Annotated in this window: 11 protein-coding genes and 1 pseudogene; 5 read left to right on the top strand and 7 right to left on the bottom strand. The window is 74.0% G+C overall.

Features of this window, described 5'->3' with window-relative positions:
* A partial coding sequence (locus AB0I21_RS55055) for a polysaccharide deacetylase family protein (RefSeq protein WP_360573695.1) occupies positions 1-542 on the bottom strand: 542 nt, incomplete at its 3' end.
* A gap of 409 nt (positions 543-951) precedes the next feature.
* Here AB0I21_RS55055 and AB0I21_RS55050 point away from each other — a divergent pair.
* The gene (locus tag AB0I21_RS55050; protein ID WP_360573693.1) at positions 952-2499 is read left to right on the top strand and encodes a M28 family metallopeptidase; all 1548 of its coding nucleotides are present in this window, start codon (positions 952-954) and stop codon (positions 2497-2499) included.
* 333 nt (positions 2500-2832) lie between these two features.
* On the opposite strand, the pseudogene AB0I21_RS55045 reads toward AB0I21_RS55050, so the two are convergent.
* Positions 2833-3741: pseudogene (locus AB0I21_RS55045) on the bottom strand (PCRF domain-containing protein); the annotation flags it as partial.
* A gap of 24 nt (positions 3742-3765) precedes the next feature.
* Positions 3766-3897 carry a hypothetical protein gene (locus tag AB0I21_RS55040; RefSeq protein WP_360573691.1) on the bottom strand — a complete coding sequence of 44 codons (132 nt, stop codon included), beginning with the start codon at positions 3895-3897 and terminating at the stop codon, positions 3766-3768.
* A 68-nt stretch (positions 3898-3965) separates the two neighbouring features.
* On the opposite strand from AB0I21_RS55040, the gene AB0I21_RS55035 reads away from it, so the two are divergent.
* Positions 3966-4904 carry an aminoglycoside phosphotransferase family protein gene (locus AB0I21_RS55035; RefSeq protein WP_360573689.1) on the top strand — a complete coding sequence of 313 codons (939 nt, stop codon included), beginning with the start codon at positions 3966-3968 and terminating at the stop codon, positions 4902-4904.
* A 110-nt stretch (positions 4905-5014) separates the two neighbouring features.
* Entirely contained in the window at positions 5015-5806 is a 792-nt protein-coding gene (locus AB0I21_RS55030; protein ID WP_360573687.1) for an FkbM family methyltransferase, read from the top strand.
* Positions 5807-5808: 2 nt separating this feature from the next.
* Here AB0I21_RS55030 and AB0I21_RS55025 read toward each other — a convergent pair whose 3' ends face one another.
* The 4 genes from AB0I21_RS55025 to AB0I21_RS55010 all read right to left on the bottom strand — a co-directional run bounded on the left by AB0I21_RS55025 (position 5809) and on the right by AB0I21_RS55010 (position 10269).
* On the bottom strand, positions 5809-7155 hold the full coding sequence (locus tag AB0I21_RS55025) for a PASTA domain-containing protein (RefSeq protein WP_360573685.1): 1347 nt from the start codon (positions 7153-7155) through the stop codon (positions 5809-5811).
* Positions 7156-7235: 80 nt separating this feature from the next.
* Positions 7236-8231, bottom strand: a complete 996-nt coding sequence (locus tag AB0I21_RS55020; protein WP_360573683.1) for a beta-ketoacyl-ACP synthase 3 — start codon at positions 8229-8231, stop codon at positions 7236-7238.
* 49 nt (positions 8232-8280) lie between these two features.
* On the bottom strand, positions 8281-8937 hold the full coding sequence (locus AB0I21_RS55015) for a PadR family transcriptional regulator (RefSeq protein ID WP_360573697.1): 657 nt from the start codon (positions 8935-8937) through the stop codon (positions 8281-8283).
* Between the two features lie 81 nt (positions 8938-9018).
* Positions 9019-10269, bottom strand: a complete 1251-nt coding sequence (locus AB0I21_RS55010) for an MFS transporter (RefSeq protein WP_360573681.1) — start codon at positions 10267-10269, stop codon at positions 9019-9021.
* Positions 10270-10534: 265 nt separating this feature from the next.
* On the opposite strand from AB0I21_RS55010, the gene AB0I21_RS55005 reads away from it, so the two are divergent.
* Positions 10535-17179, top strand: coding sequence for an amino acid adenylation domain-containing protein (locus AB0I21_RS55005; protein WP_360573679.1), 6645 nt, complete (start codon positions 10535-10537; stop codon positions 17177-17179).
* The coding region (locus AB0I21_RS55000) for a condensation domain-containing protein (protein WP_360573677.1) at positions 17176-19663 on the top strand (2488 nt) is incomplete at its 3' end. The genes AB0I21_RS55005 and AB0I21_RS55000, both read left to right, overlap by 4 nt.

The raw sequence follows: 19663 nt of genomic DNA, 5'->3' as shown, positions 1-19663 counted from the left end.
TTGGTGAGCCGCCCGGCGGCCTGGACGATCGCGTCGACGCTGGCGTTGTTCCAGTCCTGCGAGTCGACGTCCCAGATGATCTGGGTCAGGCCGTACCGCGAGAGCACCGACTGCAACGTCGAGTTGGTCTCGCCGTACGGTGGGCGGAAGAGCTTCGGGGTGCCGCCGCCGGCGCCGGCGATGGCCTGCTGGGTGCGGGACACCTCCGAGTCGATCTGGGCCTGGCTCTGCTGGGTCAGGTGCGGGTGGGTGTAGCTGTGGTTGCCGACCCACATGCCGGCGTCGACCTGCGCGCGGACCTGGGCCGGGTACTGGGCGGCGAACTGGCCCTCGTTGAACATCGTGGCCCGCAGCCCGTTCTGGCGCAGGGCGTTGAGCAGGTTGCCGGTGTTGGTGCCCGGGCCGTCGTCGAACGTGAGCCCGACGTACCCGTTGCAGGTCGCGGCGCTCGCAGGGGTGGCGGCCCAGGCGACGAACGTGGAGAGGGCCGCGGCCGCCGAGACGGCGACAGCGGTGGCGAGCAGACGGCTACGCGTGTTCATGGTGCGCGCGTTCCTCCTCATTTGGGCAGCGTGCAACGAACCGGTCGGCGTCCGGTTTTGACACAAGTCGATGGGGCTCAGTATTGGGTGACCTCGGCGACGGTGTCAAAGCTTTCGAAACCCCAGCTCAGCCCTGAGCTCTGGTACTGACGCCGACCGGCCATATCGATGACGGTGCGGGTGCCGGCGAGGGGTTACGCGGGCAACCGCTAGGGGTGGGCCCCACATGGATGAGGGTTGTGATCGATATACGGCTATGGGACGGTGACCTTCTCAGGGGTAGGAGTCGGGAGGCGAGATGCATCGGGTCGGATTGGTGGGTGCGGCCGTCGTCATCGTTGCGCTTGTCGGCGCGTCTCCGGCTGCCGCGGCGCCACCGGGCGTTGATTCGTCGCGGCTGGAGCGGCTGGTGACGGTGGATGGCATCACCGATCATCAGCGGGCGCTGCAGCGCATCGCCGACCGCAACGGTGGCACCCGCGCCACGCGGACGCCGGGCTACACCGCGTCGGCGGCCTACGTGAGGGCCACGCTGGAGAAGGCCGGCTACAACGTCCACTACGAGATGTTCAACATGCCGGAGTGGCGTGAGAACGCGGCGCCCGTGCTGCGGCAGGTCTCGCCGACCGGCCGGACCTATGTCGCGGGCGCCGCCGGGGACGACGACTCGCCGTCGGTCGACTTCATCGCGTTCGAGCACACACCGACCAGGGCGCTGACGAACGTCAAGGTCGTGCCGACCGATGACGTCATGATCCCGAGCCCCGGTGGATCGACTTCCGGCTGTGAGCTGTCGGATTTCCCAGCGGCCGCCATCGGCGCCGTCTCGCTGATCCAGCGGGGCACCTGCGCGTTCACGCAGAAGCTGGAGAACGCCGTGCAGGCGGGCGCCATCGGAGTAATCCTGTTCAACGAGGGTGACACGGCGGCCCGCAGCAACGCCGTGTTCCGCGCGGCCCCGTTCGACTACCCGCTGCCGGCGGTGGCGTCGAGCTTCGCCGTCGGTCAGGAGCTCTACAACGCGTACAGGGCGGGCCAGAACCCGACCGTCGACCTGACGACCAACGGCGTCGACGAGCAGAGGCTGTATCCGAACGTGGTGGCCGAGACCAGGCGCGGTGACCCGAACCATGTGGTGCTGCTCGGCGCCCATCTGGATTCGGTGACGGCGGGTCCGGGCATCAACGACGACGGGTCGGGCACGGCATTCCAGCTCGAGCTCGCCGAGCAGCTCGCCAAGGTGGGCCCACCGCGCAACAAGATTCGCTTCCTGTGGTTCGGTGGCGAGGAGGACGGCCTGGTCGGCTCGCAGTATTACGCGGCCCACCTGTCCGACCGCGAGGTCGCGCGCACGGACATGATGCTCGACACCGACATGATCGCGTCGCCGAACTTCGCGCGGCTCGTCTACGACGGCGACGGCTCGACGTTCGGCTCGGAGAACTCCGGGCCCGAGGGTTCCGGCACGATCGAGCGGGTGCTCACCGGCTACTGGGCCAAGCGCGGGATGGTCAGCGAGCCGATCCCGTTCGACGGCCGCTCGGACTACGTCGGCTTCATCAACCGTGGCATTCCGGCGGGCGGCGTGTTCGCCGGGGCCGAAGCGCCCAAGACCGCCGAGCAGGTCGCCAAGTACGGTGGCGTCCTGGGCGAGCAGCTCGACCCGTGTTACCACGAGGACTGCGACACGTACACCACCGTCACCAAGCAGCCGCCGGCCTCGACGATGGAGACGTACGCCACGAACCCGGCGCTCGCACAACAACAGGCCGACAGCCTCCGCGGCAACGCGCTGCGTTCGCTGCAACAGTTCAAGAACACGCTCGTGCACGCCGCCTGGTACTTCGCGTGCGCCAAGAACGCCTTCCCGCCGAAGGCGAACGCAGCGGACGCCAAGATGGACGCAACCAGCCACCGGTTCAAGCATCAGGGCCACGCGCGCCCGGGCGACCGCTGAGAGATTCGAAACGATCGCTGCCTCGGCCTGGACGCCGGGGCAGCGGCGCGCCCTGCCACAAAGCGAGCTGTGCTCGACGTGCGGTGCGCTCGCTGAGCGGATGCCCCTGAACGTGCGGGAGTGGGCGTGCCGGTGCGGCGCCGTGCATGACCGGATGTCACCGCGGCCCGCAACATTCTCGCGGAGGGGCTCTCCGTGATCGCCTGTGGAGGCGGTGCAAGTCCCCAACGGACGAACGTTCGGACGGGGCAGTCGTCGGTGAAGCAGGAAACCCCTGGGGTGACCCAGGCAATCCCCCGCTTCAGGCGTGGGGAGGATGTCAAGCGCTCAGCTCTACCGCGGGGACCGCGGCGGGTCGTCGTCCGGTCGGGGTGAAGGCCGGCGGGTGCCGGCGGGGTGCGGGCCGGTCCGGGCCTCGTCGATGTGCTCGTCGATGTGCTCGTCGCCGAGTTCGAAGTCGTGCAGGATCGTGTCGGACACCGGCTGGGTGTACTCGCGGACGTCCCGCGGCGCGCCGCGCGGGACGAGCAGGCGCGACCGGATGATCCGGATCGCCTCCGCCTTGCGGTGCCGGGCGCGGTGGTCGTAGGGGAGGCCCACCCCGATCCCGGTCGGCAGGTGTCTGATGTGGAGCGTCGACCTGGTTTCGCCGGCGCGGCTCGGGGCGCGGACGCAGTACAGGTCGACGCGGAGGTCCTCGTCGGCGAGCTCGACCGGGTCGTCGTCCTGCGCGAGGGGTGACACCTCAACGAGGGCGTGGCCGGTCCGCATCCGTCCGTGGTCGAACGGGTCGGCGGCGGTCATCGCGTGCCGGCCGTCCTCGCCGCGCAGCAGGCCGTACGCGTACGGCGCGGCGAGCACCAGCGTCGCCTCCCGCAGCCCCGCGGCGGACGCGTGGTGCTCCGTCACGACCTCGCTGGGCAGGCCGTGCAGGTCCGCCCACTGCCGGTACATCCGCAGCAGCGCCTCGGCGAGGACGGTCGAGGGCGGGTCGTCGGGTGCCGCGGCCCGGACGAGCACCACGGCGCCGTGGGTGTCGTAGGCGCCGTCGAGCCGCATGCGGATCCGCACGGTGGCGACGGCATCCTCGAGGGCGGCCAGCTCGCCGGCGAGGTCTGCGAGGACCGCGGTGTCGTCCTCCGCCAGGGCCATCGCCAGCAGCGCGGCGGCGTCGGCGAGCCGGTCCCGCACGGCGGCGGCCCGCCGCAGCTCACCGGCGACGAACGCGAGCCGGGTCGTGAGGCGCCGGCCCCGGGCGGGATCTCTTCACAGGTCGGGCGCGGCGGCCTGGTCCTGCAGGTCACGCTCGAGCCGGCGGAGGCGGTCGAGGCCGGGCTCGGCCGAGGCGAGGTCCGCGTCGAGGCGGCGCACCTGCCCGGCCAGGTCATCGGCGGTCATGGCGTCCAGCGTACGGCGCGGCCGCACAATTCGGTTGCCACCGGGCGCCCGGCTTGTGATGTTGGGGCGTGACCACCGACCCGGTAGACGCCGTCCCTGACGCCATCCCGATGCCGGACCGGCGGCTCGTCGACGCGGAGGTGGTGCGGCGGCTGGTCGCCGCGCAGTTCCCGCAGTGGGCCGGCCTGCCCGTGCGGCCCGTCCCGGTCAGCGGCTGGGACAACCAGACCTTCCGCCTCGGCGACCGCATGTCGGTGCGGCTGCCGACCGCGGCGGAGTACGCGCTGGCGGTACAGAAGGAACACCGCTGGCTGCGAAGGCTCGCTCCGCACCTGCCCCTGCCCGTCCCCGCGCCGCTGGCGATGGGCGCGCCCGGCGAGGGGTTCCGCTTTCACTGGTCGGTGTACGGGTGGATCGACGGTGACCCGGTCGGCGCCGACACCGTCACCGACCTGACCGGGTTCGCGGCCGACCTGGGCGCCTTCCTGGTCGCGCTGCGGCACGCCGACCCGGCCGGAGGCCCCGAACCCGGGCTGCACAACTGGTTCCGCGGAGGTCCGCTGCGGGTGTACGACGCGCAGACCCGGCGCGCGGCCGAGGCGCTCGGCGACCTGGTGCTCCGCGCCGCCGTCACCGCGATCTGGGAAGAGGCGCTGCGAGCACAGTGGGACGGCGCCCCGGTGTGGTTCCACGGCGACATCGCCCCCGGCAACCTGCTGGTGCGCGACGGTGCGCTGGCCGCCGTCATCGACTTCGGCACCTGCGGCGTCAACGACCCCGCCTGCGACACGGCGATCGCCTGGACGGTGCTGTCCGGCGCGAGCCGCTCGGCGTTCCGTGCGGCGCTCGGCATCGACGACGGCACGTGGGCCCGGGGGCGGGGCTGGGCGCTGTGGAAGGCGCTGATCGTCTACGCCGGCGCCCTCGACGCCGACCCCGCGACCGCCGCCGAGGCCGGTCGCGTCATCGGCGAGGTGGTCACCGAGCACGCGGAGTCCGGCCGCTGACCAGCGCGCGCCGAGACCTTAGTGATCTCCCTACCGGATCTGCCGGAGTGTTGCCGGTGATCTCCGGCGGCGCGCGGCGCACCGGCCGGCGCGCGGAAGGAACGGGTCCGATGACGACGCACAGCATGCGCCTGCCCGACGGCAGGACGGTCTGGAGCCTCAACCGGAGCGAGACCGAGTACCTGTACCGGGAGATCTTCGTGGACCGGGTGTACCTGCACCCTGGCGGTCTCGATCTGCCGGACTCGCCGGTCGTCGTGGACGCCGGCGCGAACATCGGGCTGTTCAGCCTGTTCGCCGCGGCGCAGTGGCCGGGCGCGACAGTCCACGCGTTCGAGCCGGTGCCGGAGGTGTTCGACGTGCTGTGCCGCAACGCGTCCGGGACCCCCGGCATCCAGGCCCACCAGCTCGCGCTCGGCGAGCACCCGCGGCACGCCAGGATCCGCCACTACCCGCAGTACACCATGATGTCCGGCATCGACGCCGAGCCCGAGGCCGACCGGGCCCTGGTCCGCGCCTACATCGAGAACACGGCCGCGGACCTGGACGAGGAGCTGCGCCAGGTGGTCCTGGGCCGTCTCGACGAGATGCTCGACGGCCGGTTCGAGCAGCGGCTCGTCGACTGCCGGGTCGACACGCTGCCGAACGTCGCCGCGCGGGCCGGCCTCACCCGCATCGACCTGCTGAAGATCGACGTGGAGGGGGCCGAGCTGGCCGTGCTGCGCGGCCTGGACGAGGCGACGTGGGACCTGGTGCGGCACGCCGTCGTCGAGGTCGCGTCGCCCGGCGGTGAGCTGGCGGAGGCGGAGAAGCTGTTCGCCGCGCACGGCCTGCGGACCAGCACGGTGCAGCTGCCCGAGTACCGGGGGACCGCGCTGCACTTCCTGTACGCGAGCCGCTGAGGTCAGCTTTTGCAGCCCGAGGAGCCGGTCGGCTCGCCGTACTTGACGACCTCCATGACGACCTGGGTGCCCTTCGCGGCGGCCGTGCCCGGCTTCGGGGACTGCGCCACGACCAGCCAGTTGCGGTCCAGGACCTGCCGCCGCCCCTGGGTGGTGTGGTCCTTGGAGGTGGTGCGGTAGCCGGCGTCGCGCAGCTTGTCCTGCGCGTCCTGCAGGTTCATGCACATGAGGTCGGGCACGGCGCCGGCGGCGCCGGAGCCGCCCTCACCGTCGGTCGGCTTGCGCACCCGCAGGGTGAGCTCGGTGTTGGCGTGCACGGTCGTGCCCTCGGCCGGGGACTGCGCGGCGACCACCCAGTTCTTCGGGTCCAGCACCGTGCGGTCCTGGCCGGTGTCGTCGACGAGGTGGACGTTGCGCAGGCCGAGCTGGTTGAGCGTGCGCTGGGCGTCCGGCAGGCGGTCGCCCTTCAGCTTCGGCATCTTCGCGTCGAACGCCGACGCCTTCGGCGCGGCCTTGTTGCTCCAGTCGTGCTCCAGCGGGTGCAGGGCACAGGACGCGAACGTGCTCAGGGTCAGGCAGCCGTTCGAGTCGAACTTGACCACGCCCCAGGTGATCGCGGCTATCGCCGCCCACTCGAAGATCCCGCCGAGGAGCTGGGCGCCGACGAGCCGGCCGCCGGCGCCGAGCATGAACGGCGGGTCGGCGACGACGGGGTACGCGACGCCGGCCGCCCGGTGCTCCACGACCAGGCGGACGGTGTTGCCGTGCACCTCGTAGTGCGACGGCACCAGCTTGCCGTCGGCGTCGTACGCCCACGACGGGGGGATCGCGCCGACGGTCGCGTCCTTGGACTTCAGCACGACGCCGGCCCCGGCGGGCACTGGGGTGGCCCCCGACACGGCGGTGTCGAACGACACCGGCGCGGCGGCGCTCTTGACGACGTAGAAGATGCGGGCCGCCTCCGGGGCGAGCACCTGCTCGGCGACGTCGGTGCCGTCGACGGCGTCGCGGAAGACGACGACACCCTTGGCGGCGGAGCCGCCGCTGCCCTTGCCGGTGCTGCGCGCGGTGAGCTCGACGGCGCCGTCGCGCAGGACGATGCCCTGGCCGAGGTCATCGGTGACCCGCGAGGACGCGGCGCTGCGCGAGACGGACAGGCTGTGCTGGTCGGCCTTCACCGGCCGGTCGCCGGACTGGTCGAGCACGTCGGCGAAGCTGCGGGGTGGCTTCGCGTAGGCGGGCACCTTGTTCGCGCCGTCCCGGCCCTGCTCGGGTGTGCAGGCGCTGGTGGTGACGAGCGCCAGGCACACGGCGACGATCAGGAATCGACGTCGTTCGCTACGACCCATGGACGCAGTGTGCCTGACGCCCGCCACGCGAAGCTACCGTCCGCGCACGGACGGGTGTGAATGACTGGTGAATGCACCAGTCAGGGGAGGTCGACCACCAGCGCCGCGTAGGACAGCCCCGCGCCGAACCCGGTCAGCAGCGCCGGTCCGCTCGGCGCCGGCCCGCCGGTGAGCATGGTGTGCAGCGCGAGCGGGATCGACGCCGCCGACGTGTTGCCGGTGTCCACGACGTCCCGGGCGACCCGCACCGTGTCCGGCAGCCGCAGCGCCGCCGCGAGCTTGTCGATGATGCGCAGGTTCGCCTGGTGCGGCACGAACGCGGCCAGGTCGGCCACGTCGAGCCCGGCCGCGCCCACGGCGGCGAGGGCGGTCGGCGCGATCTGCTGGATCGCCCAGCGGAACACCTCCTGCCCGGCCATCCGCATGGTCGGCCAGAACTCGGGCTTGTCGCGGACCGCGAGCCAGGAGTCGCTGTGCGCGATGAGATCGCTGCGGGCGCCGTCGGAGCCCCACACCACCGGCCCGATCCCCGGCCGCGCCGCGGGGCCGACCAGCACGGCACCGGCGCCGTCACCGAACAGGAACGCGGTGGAGCGGTCCTTGGGGTCGATGATGTCGGTCATCCGCTCGGCGCCGATGACCAGCGTGTACCCGGCGCTGCCGGCCCGCACGAGCGCGTCGGCGACGGCGAGGCCGTGGCAGAACCCGGAGCAGGCGGCGCCGACGTCCAGCGCCGCGGCGGACCCGGCGCCGGCGCGGTGCGCGATCTCCGGCGCGATCGGCGGCGACTGCTGCAGGTTGGACATGGACGCGACGATCACCGTGTCGACCCGCTCGGCCGGCACCCCCGCGAACGCGAGCGCGTCGCGGGCGGCGGCGGCCGCCATGCTCGCGACGGTCTCGTCGGGCCGCGCGTGGCGGCGCGTCACGATTCCTGACCGTTGCCGGATCCACTCGTCGGAGGAGTCGATCGGCCCGCAGACCTCGTCGTTGGTCACGATCCGGTCGGGCCGGTACGCACCGACGCCGAGGAGACGGGTGCCACCTGGCGGGCGGCTGGTCAGGACGGCAGGCATGTAGCTCCTCGGTCGAATGCGGCCGTCCGGGTGGCGGATCGGCCGACGGTCAGGCCCGCGCGGTCGCGCGGTTACCCGGCGTGCGGCGTCGCGGGCGCGCGGCGAGTGCGCCGTCCGGTGACGGTGGCGCCTCGTCGACGTCTGCAGGTGGGAATGGCAGCAGGTCGGTGTCGTGCACGCCCATCCCGTCCTCGATACGGTCGGCGATCTCCACGCACCAGTCGGCTTCACATTCGAACCAACGCAGGGCCCGCTCCAGCTGCCATTCTACGTGCTCCGGCCGATCGGCGGTGCGATCGTCGAGGTCCCGGCGTTGCTGCTCGGCGAAGGACCACAGAATCCCTGCTCGGGTGCGCAGCGCCGTCACCGCCTCGGTCCGTGGCAGCGACGGCAGGAAGTACAGCGCGGACAGGAACGGGTCGCTCGGCAGCTGGTACTGCCACCAGTACCGCCGCAGCAGCACCCGGAACTCGCGGACGCCCGCGGGTGTGGTCCGGTAGGTGGTGCGCTCGGGCCGGGCGCCGCTGCGCTCCGTCTCCACCGGCTCCAGCAGGCCCTCGGCGGTGAGCTTGCGCAGCGCGTGGTAGACCGAACCAGCGGGGACGCTCATCGCCGGTCTTCCGTCGTACGCCAACAGACCGCGGCGGATGTCATGGCCGTGCACGGGCTGGAGCGACGACACCAGCCCGAGCACCATCAGTCGCATGGTTGACACCGGCGGAGCATAGCCAGCACGGCGTGATGTGAGCGCGGATCACGAAAGGTGTGGCGTGACGCCAGAACCTGATCATCGACTCGCCGCGGCCCGCAGCGGGGTGAGCAGCCCGGCGGCGACGATCGCCAGGAACGATACTCCTACCGCGATCAGCGGCCCGTGCACCCCCGCGTGCGCCACCGCCGACGTCAGCACCAGCGCGCCGACCGGCCCGAACGCGTGATGCACCATCCAGAAGCCGGCCGTGACCCGGCCGAGCAGGTGGTCGGGGGTCACCGTCTGGCGCAGAGAGGCGGAGCTGATCCCCGCCATCGTCTCGCCGAACGCGAACACCACCGCCGCGACCAGCACCACCACCAGGTGGTACACCAGGCCGGCGGCGGCGATCGCGACCCCGCAGGCGAGGTACGCCGCCAGCCACGCCGGCCCGAAACCGATCCGGCGGCGGACCGCGGGGGTGATCACCGCGGCCACGATCGAGCCGACGCTGGCGGCGCCGAGCAGGCCGCCGACGACCCGGTCCCCCTGACCGAGGTCGTGCCGCACGTAGTAGATGAAGACGTCCACCAGGCCGAGGCTGAGGAACGTGACCGGGGTGTACAGCAGGGTGATCGCCCGCAGCACCGGCGTCCGCCACAGGAACCGGACCCCGACGGCGAGGTCCCGCCACACGGCCGTCGGACGCCCGGCGATCGGGTCTGCGGCGGGCCCGCCGGTGGCCGGGCGGAGCCGGATCAGCAGCAGCCCCACCACCGAGACGCCGAACGTCACCGCGTCCACGGCGACCGCGGTCACCGGGCCGGCCAGCGCGGCGACCAACCCGGCGGCCATCGGCCCGAGCACGAACCCCGCGCCGTAGGTGGCCTGCAGCCGGCTGTTGGCGGCGGTGATCTGCTCCCGCGCCACGATGTTCGGCACGGCCGCGGAGCAGGCGACGTCGAACACCATCTGGAACACGGCGGCGACACCGATGACCGGGTACAGCAGCCACACGTGCTCGCCGGCGGTCCACCACACCGCCGGGACCGCCGCGTAGAGCAGCAGCCGGGCCAGGTCGCACCAGATCATCAGCAGCCGCCGGTCGGCCCGGTCGACGAGGACACCGGCGAACAGCCCGCTCGCGACGGTGCCGGCCCCGGCGATGCCGGTGATGAGGCCCATCTGCGCCACCGAACCGGTCGCGTGCAGCACCAGCAGCGGGATCGCGACGAGCGAGAACGAGCTGCCCAGCGTCGACAGCGCCTGCACGGCCCAGAAGATGCCGAAGTCGCGGTTGTGCCGCAACGGCACCGGCGTGTGCGTGTCGCTTCCAGACAGCGTCATCAGCCCTGTTCCCGTTCGGTAACCGTTCGGTGGCCGACGATACCGGCGTGGTGCGGCGGGCGGGCTAGCGATTCGCCCAGTGTTGCCGCCGGCGACTTGAGCGGGGTCGGCGCCTGGGGTCTGATGACGGCATCGCGGCCCGCCGGGCCAGGGTGACGCTCCGGCGGGCCGCGAGGTGCCAGGCCGGTCACCTGCCACGGGCGGTGGCCGGCCGAGCCAATCGCCCCTCCGCTGCGGAGGCCACCCACGGAGAGGTCCGGACACTGTGGACGATCGCCAACCGCAGACGGCGCAGACCGACCCGGTCCTGCGGATGCTCGAGGTCCACTCGCGGGTGATGAGCCAGGCCCACGCCCTGCTCACCGGCGCCTACCCGGTGCCCGCTCCCGCCCTTGTACCGCCGGCGCCCGCGCTTGTACCGCCTGCGCCCACGCTTGTTCCGCCGTTGCCCCAGCCCGTGCCTGTAGCGGTGCCGGCACCGCCCGTGCCCGCGCCGGCCGGCGGGCCGTATTCGCTCAGCGCGGCGCAGCGGGACATCTGGTTCCTCGACCAGATGGGCGCGGACCACTCGCGCGCCTACAACGAGTCCGTGATGATCGTGATGCGCGGCCCGCTGGACGTGGCCGCGCTGCGCCGCGCGCTCGCCGACGTCGTCGCCCGCCACGACAGCCTCCGCACGGTCTTCGCCATCGACGGCGGCAGCCAGCGCGCCCTGCCGCCGTCCGGCACCGACCTGCCGCTGGTCGACCTCACCGCCGACCCGCAGGGCATCGACGCGTGGCTGCACGAGCGGGCCGGCGACGCCTACGACCTCGCCGCGGGCCCCCTGTTCAGGGCGCACCTGCTGCGCCTCGCCCCGCAGCTGCACCACCTGCACCTCGCCGTGCACCACAGCGTCATCGACGGCTGGTCCTTCGGCGTGCTCATCGACGAGATCCTCGCCCTGTACCGCGACGGCGCCGGCGCCGCCCTGCCCCCGGCCCCCAGGTTCCGCGACTACGTCGAGCACCTGGAGCACCGCCCGGCCGACACCGCGTACTGGGACGAGCGGTTCGCCGGCGGGTTCCCGGTGCTGCGGCTGCCGTCCGACCGCCCCCGCACCGCGAGGACCGCCCGGGCCGGCGGCCGCGTCGAGCACACCGTGTCCGCGGAGGTGTCGCAGCTCGTCGCGACGGTCGGGCCGAAGCTCGGCTGCACCCCGTTCACCGTGCTCTTCGCCGCCTACGCCGGGCTGCTGCACCAGCTCAGCGGCCAGGACGCCCTCGTCGTCGGGGTGCCGCTGGCGCAGCGGGACCTGCCCGGCGGCACCCACCTCGTCGGCAACTGCAGCACCGTGCTGCCCGTGCTCAGCCGGGTGCCGCGGGACGGCACCGTGCAGGCGCACCTGCGGGCGGTGCAGCGGGCCCTCGCCGAGGACTACCAGCACCCGGGCTTCTCCGTGCAGGCCGTCCGCGACCGGCTGCCGGTCACCCTCGCGCCGGGGGAGCGGATCTTCGGCTCGTTCTTCAACCTGGACCGGCCGCTGCGGATCCCGACGGTCCCCGGCCTGGACCTGGCCCTGCTGCGCACCACCCGACGGTTCGCCAAGGCGGACTTCGAGGTCGACATCCTCGCGATGCCCCGCTCGTACATCATCACCTGCGAATACGACGCGGAACTGTTCGACGAGGGGACGGTCCGCGACCACCTGCGGCGCTACGAGGACCTCCTCCGGGACCTGCTGCGGGACCCCGCGGCGCCGGTCCGGCCGCTGCTGATCCCCTGCGACAACGCCGCGCCCGCCGCCGAACCGGAGACGCTGCCCGGGCTGTTCGTGGCACAGGCCCGGCGGACGCCGGACGCCATGGCGCTGATGTCCGGCGACGAGGTCCTCACCTACGCCGAGCTCGACGCCCGCGCCGACCGGCTCGCCCGGCTGCTGCGCGACCTCGGCGCCGGCCCCGAACGCGTCGTCGCGCTCGCCGTGCCCCGCTCGACCGACCTCGTCGTCGGCGCGCTCGCCGCCGGCAAGGCCGGTGCCGCGTTCCTGCCGGTGGACACCGAGCACGCCGCGGACCGGGTCGCCGCGCTGCTGGACGACGCCCGGCCGGTCGTGGTCCTGACCGTCGCCGCGGCCGCCGGCGTGGTGCCGTCCGCCCCCAGCCGGCACATCGTCGTGCTCGACGACCCGGCGGTCCGTGCCGGCCTCGACGCCGGCGCCGGACGCGTCGGCGAGGCGGAGCGCGGCCTGCTGCCGGCGCACCCCGCCTACGTCATCTACACGTCGGGGTCGACCGGCCGGCCCAAGGGCGTCGTCGTGCCGCACGCCGGGATCGTCAACACCCTGCGGTGGTGGCAGGGCGAGCAGCCGCTCGACGGCCGCGACCGCACCATGCTGAAGACCCCGCTGACCTTCGACCCGTCGGTGCACGAGCTGTTCTGGCCGCTGTCGGTCGGCGCCGTCCTCGTCGTCGCCGCCGCCGACGGGCACCACGACCCGCGGTACCTGGTGTCGCTGATCCAGCGGGCCGGGGTCACCTCCGTCCAGTTCGTGCCCAGCACCCTGCGGGAGTTCCTCGACGAGCCCGGCGCCGGTGCGTGCGCGACGCTGCGGCACGTGCTGTGCGGCGGCGAGACCCTGCCGATCGGCCTCGTGCGGCGGTACTTCACGGTGCTGGACGCGCCGCTGTACAACCTGTACGGGCCGACGGAGTCGTCGATCGAGTCGACGTTCTGGCCGTGCCGCCCCGACCCGGGCACCGCGACCGCCCCGATCGGCCGGCCGGTCACCGGCGCGCGCCTGTACGTCCTGGACCGCGACCTGCGCGACGTCGGCGCCGGCGCGGTGGGGGAGCTGTACATCGCCGGTGCCGGGCTCGGGCGCGGCTACCTGAACCGGCCCGACCTGACCGCCGCCGCGTTCGGGCCCGACCCGTTCGGCCCGCCCGGCACCCGCATGTACCGCACCGGCGACCTGGTGCGCCGCGACGCCGCCGGCGACCTCGAGTTCATCGGCCGCGCCGACTCGCAGGTGAAGGTCCGCGGCGTCCGCGTCGAGCTCGGCGAGGTCGAGGCGGCGCTGCGGACGCTGCCGGAGGTCACCGACGCGGCCGTGCTCATCCGCACCGCCGGCACCGAGGAAGGCGGCGACCGGCAGCTGGTCGCCTACCTCGCCGCCGACCCGGCCGTCGCCGAGGACCCCGCGGCGCTGCTGCGGCGGCTCAGCGCCCTGCTGCCCCCGGCGATGCTGCCGGCCCGGTTCGTCGCGCTGCCCGGCCTGCCGCAGCTCACCAGCGGCAAGACCGACCGGCAGGCGCTCGCCGCCATGCCGCTGGAGGCGGGTGCCCGCAAGGTCGGGCGCGCTGCCGGTACACCGGCGGAACAGCGGATCCTGAACCTGTGGAGCGAACTGTTCGGACGCGACGACATCGGCGTGGACGACGACTTCTTCGCCCTCGGCGGCCACTCGCTGCTCGCCACGCGGCTCGTCGGCCGGGTGCGGTCCGCGTTCGGCGTGGAGATGTCGGTGCGGGCGCTGTTCGAGGCCCCGACGGTCGCCGGCGTGGCCCGTACGGTCTCGGGTGTGCCGCACACGACCGGTCCTGACGCCGCAGTGGCCGCCTCGGACCGGCCGCCGCTCGTCGCCGGCGAACGGCCCGCCGCCGTGCCGCTGTCCTACGGGCAGCAGCGGCTGTGGTTCCTGCACCGGCTGTTCGGCGCCAGCTCGACCTACAACATGGCCATGTCGCTGCGGCTCACCGGCCCGCTCGACGTCGCCGCGCTGCACCGAGCGTTCGGCGACCTCATGGCCCGCCACGAGACGCTGCGCACGACCGTCGAGGACGCCGACGGCGCGGCCAGGCAGCGGATCGCGCCGCCCGGCACGCACCCGGCCGAGGTGACCGTCGTCCCCGTCGCACCCGACGGCATCGCCGCGGCGGTCGCGGCCGCCGGCGAGTACGCCTTCGACCTCGCCGCCGAGGCGCCGATCAGGGTGTGGGTGTTCGCGACCGCCGCCGACGAGCACGTCGTCACCGTGGTCGTGCACCACGTCGCCGGCGACGCCTGGTCGATGGAGCCCCTGGCGCGGGACCTCGCCGTCGCGTACGCGGCCCGCCGCGACGGGCGCGAGCCCGGCTGGGCGCCGCTGCCGGTGCAGTACGCCGACTTCGCCGTGTGGCAGCGCCGCCTGCTCGACAGCGAGGCCCCGCGACAGCTCGCGTTCTGGCGCAAGGCCCTCGCCGGGCTGCCCGGCGAGCTGACCCTGCCCGCGGACCGCCCCCGCCCGCCGGAGCCCAGCTACGACGGCGCCGTCGTCACGTTCGAGGTCCCGGCCGCCCTGCACGCCCGCCTGGAGACGCTCGCCCGGGCCGGCGACGCCAGCATGTTCATGCTGCTGCAGGCGGCGCTCGCGGCGCTGCTCACCCGGCTCGGCGCCGGCACCGACATCCCCGTCGGCAGCCCCGTCGCCGGGCGGATGGACCCGGCCCTCGACGACCTCGTCGGGTTCTTCGTCAACACCCTCGTCCTGCGCACCGACACGTCCGGCGACCCCACGTTCACGGAGCTGCTCGGCCGCGTCCGCGACTGGAACCTGGCCGCCTACGGCAACCAGGACCTGCCCTTCGAGCAGCTCGTCGAGGCGCTGAACCCGCCCCGGGTCGCGGCCCGGCACCCGCTGTTCCAGGTGATGATGTCGCTGGAGAACACCACGCCGGTCGACATCACCCTCGACGGGCTGACCCTGCGCGAGGAGCCGCACCCGTCGACGACCGCGAAGTTCGACCTCACCTTCTCGATGCGGGAGCGCGGCCCGGCCGCCGGCCTCGAGGGCGAGCTGGAGTACAGCACCGACCTCTACGACGAGCAAACCGCCCGGCTGCTGGTCGAACGGTTCCAGGGCGTGCTCGCCGCCGTCGCCGCCGACCCCGCGCTGCGGGTCGCCGACGTGCCCGTGCTCGCCGCGGGTGAGGCCGCGCTCCTGCTGGCCGCCGGGCGCGGCGCCCGGGCCGGCGCCGACCGCGCCGGATCCGTGCTGGAAGCCATCGCGGAGCAGGTGCGGCGGGGGCCCGGCGCGCCGGCCGTCACCGACGGTGTCACGACCCTGAGCTACGCGCAGCTGTGGGAGCGCGCCGGCCGGGTCGCCTCGGCGGTCCGGGCCGCCGGCGCCGGGCCCGACAGCGTCGTGGCCGTGCTGCTGGACCGGTCCGCCGACACGGTCGCCGCCGTGCTCGGCGTGTGGCGCGCCGGCGCCGCGTTCACGGCCCTCGACGTCGACTGGCCCGCGACGCGGCGGGCCGACGTCGTCGCCGCCGCCGCACCCGTCGCCGTGCTGACGTCCCGGGCCCGGCTCGCCGACGTCCCGCCGACCGCGGCGACCGTGCTCTGCCTCGACGACGCCGCCGACCGGTCCACAGTGGATGGTGCCGCCAACCGGTCCGCCGTGGACGGCGCCGCCAACCGGTCCACCGTGGACGTCCCTGCCACGGTGCCGGTGGACGCCCTCGCCTACGTGCTGTTCACCTCGGGCTCCTCGGGCCGGCCGAAGGGCGTCATGGTGCACCACCGCGGCCTGCGGGCCGTGTTCGACGGCTGGGTGGCGGCCTACCGGCTGCCGGAGCGGGTCACGTCGGTGCTGCAGATGGCGGCGTTCGGGTTCGACGTGTTCGCCGGAGACCTCGTGCGGGCCCTCGGCACCGGCGCCCGGCTGGTGCTGTGCCCGCGCGAGACCCTGCTCGACCCGCCGGCGCTGCTGTCGCTGATCCGGCGCGAGCGCATCGACTTCGCCGAGTTCGTGCCCGCGGTCGCCCGGGCGCTCGCCGCGCACGCCGAGGCCGTCGGTGCCCGCCTCGACGGGCTGCGCCTCATGGTGGTCGGCTCCGACACCGTCTACCGCAACGAGCTGGCCGCGATGCGGGACCTGCTCGGCCCCGACGCCGACGTGGTCAACTCCTACGGCCTCACCGAGGCGACGATCGACTCGACCTGGATGACGGTCGACGCCGCCGGGACCGGCGACCACCGCGCGCTCATCGGCGCCCCCTACCCCAACGCCACGGTGGTCGTGCTGGACGAGCGGCAGCGGCTCGTGCCGCCGGGCGTCCCCGGCGAGCTGCACGTCGGCGGCGCCGCCGTCGCCCGCGGCTACCTCGGCGCCGCCGGACTCACCGCCGACCGGTTCGTGCCCGACCCGTTCGAGCCCGGGCAGCGGCTGTACCGCACCGGCGACGTCGTGCGGTGGCGGCAGGTCGGCGACGGGCCCGTCCTGGAGTACCTCGGCCGCGCCGACAACCAAGTCAAGCTCCGCGGCTACCGGATCGAGACCGGTGAGGTCGCCGCCGCCGTCCGCGAGGTCGCCGGCGTCGACGCGGTGGCCGTCCTGGCCCGCCCGGGCCCCGGCGGCGGGGACCGGCTCGTGGTGTACCTGGCCTCCGGTCACCCGCCCGCCGACGCGCCGGTGGCGCACTGGCACGCCGCGCTCGGCCGGCGGCTGCCGCGGTACATGGTCCCCGACGGCTTCGTCGTGCTGCCCAGGCTCCCGCTGAACGCCAACGGCAAGGTCGACGAGCAGGCGCTACGGGCCCGGCCCGACAACGAGATCACCGTCGCCGCCGGCCCGTACACCGCGCCGCGGACCCCGCTGGAGCAGCAGCTCGCCGACGTGTGGGCCGAGGTCCTCGGCGTCGAACGGGTCGGCGCCGACGACGACTTCTTCGCCCTCGGCGGCCACTCGCTGCTGGCGATGCGCCTCGTGGCCCGCACCACCGAGAAGCTCGGCCTCGACCTGCCGCTCGCCACGCTCTTCCGCCACCCGACGATCGCCGCCCTCGCCGGCGAGCTGGCCGCCCCGTCGGCGCCGGTGTCGGCGTTCGCCACCGCCGGGATCACCCCCGTGGCGCGCCACCGGGTCGCCGACGGCCCCCGCCCGTGACCGCGACGGTCCCGGCGGCCGGCGCCGGTGCGGCCTTCGCGTGCCGGGCGTCGCTCGCGCAGGACCGCATCTGGTTCTTCGAGCAACTCGTGCCGGGGACCGCGACGTACAACCTGGGCGGCGCGGTCGACATCGACGGCACGCTGCACGTCGGCCACCTCACCGAGGCGCTGCGCGTCTGCGTGCGGCGGCACGAGGCGCTGCGGACCTGCTTCGAGGGCACCGACACGGGCGCGCGGCAGGTCGTCCACGAGACCGCCGAGCCCGACCTGCGCCACGCCGACCTGACCGGCCTCGACCCCGCCACCGCCGAGGCCGAGGCGGACCGGATCGTCGCCACGGAGGTCGCCCGGCCGTTCGACCTCGAACGGCTGCCGCTCGCGCGGTTCGCGCTGCTGCGGCTCGGCCCCCGCCGGCACGTGCTGACGCTCACCTTCCACCACATCGTCACCGACGACTGGTCGCTGGGCATCTTCACCCGGGAGCTCGGCACCGTGTACACCGCGCTCAGCGCGACCGTCCCGCACCGGCTGCCGGCGCTGCCCCTGCAGTACGCCGACTATTCCGCCTGGCAGCGGGAGCTCGTCGAGCAGGGCGCCGTGCGGGAGCAGCTGCGGTACTGGCGGGAGCGGCTCGACGGGGCGGCCACCCTCGCCCTGCCCACCGACCGGCGCCGCCCGGCGGAGGAGTCCCACCGCGGCGCCGGGGTCCGGCTGAAGCTCGACCCGGCCCTCGCCGACCGGCTGCGGGGACTGAGCCGCGGCGAGGGCGTCACCCTGTTCATGACGCTGCTCGCCGGTTTCACCGTCATGCTCGGCCGCTGGGCGGGGCAGACCGACGTCGTCGTCGGCACCCCGATCGCCAACCGGCCCCGCCGGGAGCTGCACGACATCGTCGGCCTGTTCGTCAACATGCTGGCGCTGCGCACCGACCTCGGCGGCGCGCCGACGCTGCGGGAGGTGCTGCGCCGCACCGCCGCCACGTGCACCGCCGCATTCGAACACCAGGACGCCCCGTTCGACCACGTCGTCACAGCCGTCGCCGGGGACCGGGCCGCCGGGCGGCACCCGCTGTTCCAGGTGCTGTTCCAGGTCCTCGAGGACGACCTGCGCGGCTTCAGCCTGCCCGGCGCGACCGTCCGCGCCCGCGACGGCGCCGGGCAGACCGCGAAGTTCGACCTGTCGTGCACCGTCGTGGACACGGGCCGGGCGCTCGTCGCCGAGCTGCAGTACGCCACCGACCTGTGGGACGAGCCGTCGGCGCGGCGGATGCTGGACGCCTGGGTGCGCGTCCTGCGGGCGATGGCGGCCCGCCCCGACATCGGCGCCGACGAGGTGCCGCTCATGTCGGCGGCCGAGGTCACCGACGCCGTCCAGCGGTGGAACCCGCCAGGACGCGCCGTCGAGATGACCCTCGACGCCGGGTTCGCCTCGCAGGTCGCGCTGCGCCCGGACGCGGTCGCGCTGAGCGGCCCGGCTCGTCAGCGGACCTACCGCGACCTCGACGCCGATTCGGACCGGGTCGCGGCGGCCCTGCACGCCGCGGGGATCGGCGCCGACGACCCTGTCGGCCTGCACTTGGAACGGTCGGCGGAACTCGTCGTGGCGATGCTCGGCGTCCTCAAGGCCGGCGCCGGCTACGTCGTGCTCGACCCCGCCCTGCCACCTGACCGGCTGCGGTTCCTCGCCGCCGACGCCGGGATCCGCACGGTGCTGGGCGCGCCTCTGGACGGCGTCCAGTGTGTGACGCCGGGACCGCTTTCTGTACAGAGGTCGCGCCGGGCCGGGCATCCGGACGGTCTCGCGAACGTCGTCCACACCTCGGGATCTACCGGCGAGCCGAAGGGCGTCGCCGTCACCCACCGCGGGATCGTCAACCTCGTGACCGGCGACCACGCCCCCGTCACCGCCGGCGACGTGGTGCTGCTGACCGCGAACCCGTCGTTCGACACCACCACGTTCATGGTGTGGGCGGCGCTGCTCAACGGCGCCCACCTCGCCGTCGTCCCCGCCGGCCGCCCCCTGGACGTCGGCACGCTCCGCGCGGCGATCGCCGAGCACCGGGCGAGCGTGGTCCGGCTGACCCCGGCGCTGTTCCACCTGGTCGCCGACGCCGACCCGGCCGCGTTCGGCGGCGTCAGGTGCCTGGTCGTCGGCGGCGACGTGCCCGACCCCGCCCGCATCCGCCGGGTGCTCGCCGCCGGTCCGCCGGGGTCGCTGGTCAACGCCTACGGACCCACCGAGATCACGGTCACCGCCACCGCACACGTCGTCGGCGTCGACGACCTCGACGGCGATGTGCCCATGGGGCTGCCCGTCGCCGGGGCCACCGCGTACGTCGTGGACCGGCACCTGCGGCCCGTCCCCGTCGGCGCCGCCGACGAGCAGCTCCCCGACGTCGATGACGGGCACGGTGACCAGCACGACGAACGCGCCGACGAGGACGATCGCGGGCAGGTCGAGACTGATCCGCTGCGCCGCGGGC

Source organism: Dactylosporangium sp. NPDC050588 (genome assembly GCF_040654975.1).
Taxonomy (GTDB): Bacteria; Actinomycetota; Actinomycetes; order Mycobacteriales; family Micromonosporaceae; genus Dactylosporangium; species Dactylosporangium maewongense.
Note: the sequence above shows the minus strand (reverse complement) of the source record. Positions and strands in the feature narration are given on the sequence as shown.

Bases quoted from the DNA above. Each gene is read 5' to 3' on its own strand.
- AB0I21_RS55030 (WP_360573687.1), top strand. From the start codon at position 5,015: ATGACGACGCACAGCATGCGCCTGCCCGACGGCAGGACGGTCTGGAGC.
- AB0I21_RS55020 (WP_360573683.1), bottom strand. From the start codon at position 8,231: ATGCCTGCCGTCCTGACCAGCCGCCCGCCAGGTGGCACCCGTCTCCTC.
- AB0I21_RS55040 (WP_360573691.1), bottom strand. From the start codon at position 3,897: ATGACCGCCGATGACCTGGCCGGGCAGGTGCGCCGCCTCGACGCGGAC.
- AB0I21_RS55010 (WP_360573681.1), bottom strand. From the start codon at position 10,269: ATGACGCTGTCTGGAAGCGACACGCACACGCCGGTGCCGTTGCGGCAC.
- AB0I21_RS55015 (WP_360573697.1), bottom strand. From the start codon at position 8,937: ATGCGACTGATGGTGCTCGGGCTGGTGTCGTCGCTCCAGCCCGTGCAC.
- AB0I21_RS55025 (WP_360573685.1), bottom strand. From the start codon at position 7,155: ATGGGTCGTAGCGAACGACGTCGATTCCTGATCGTCGCCGTGTGCCTG.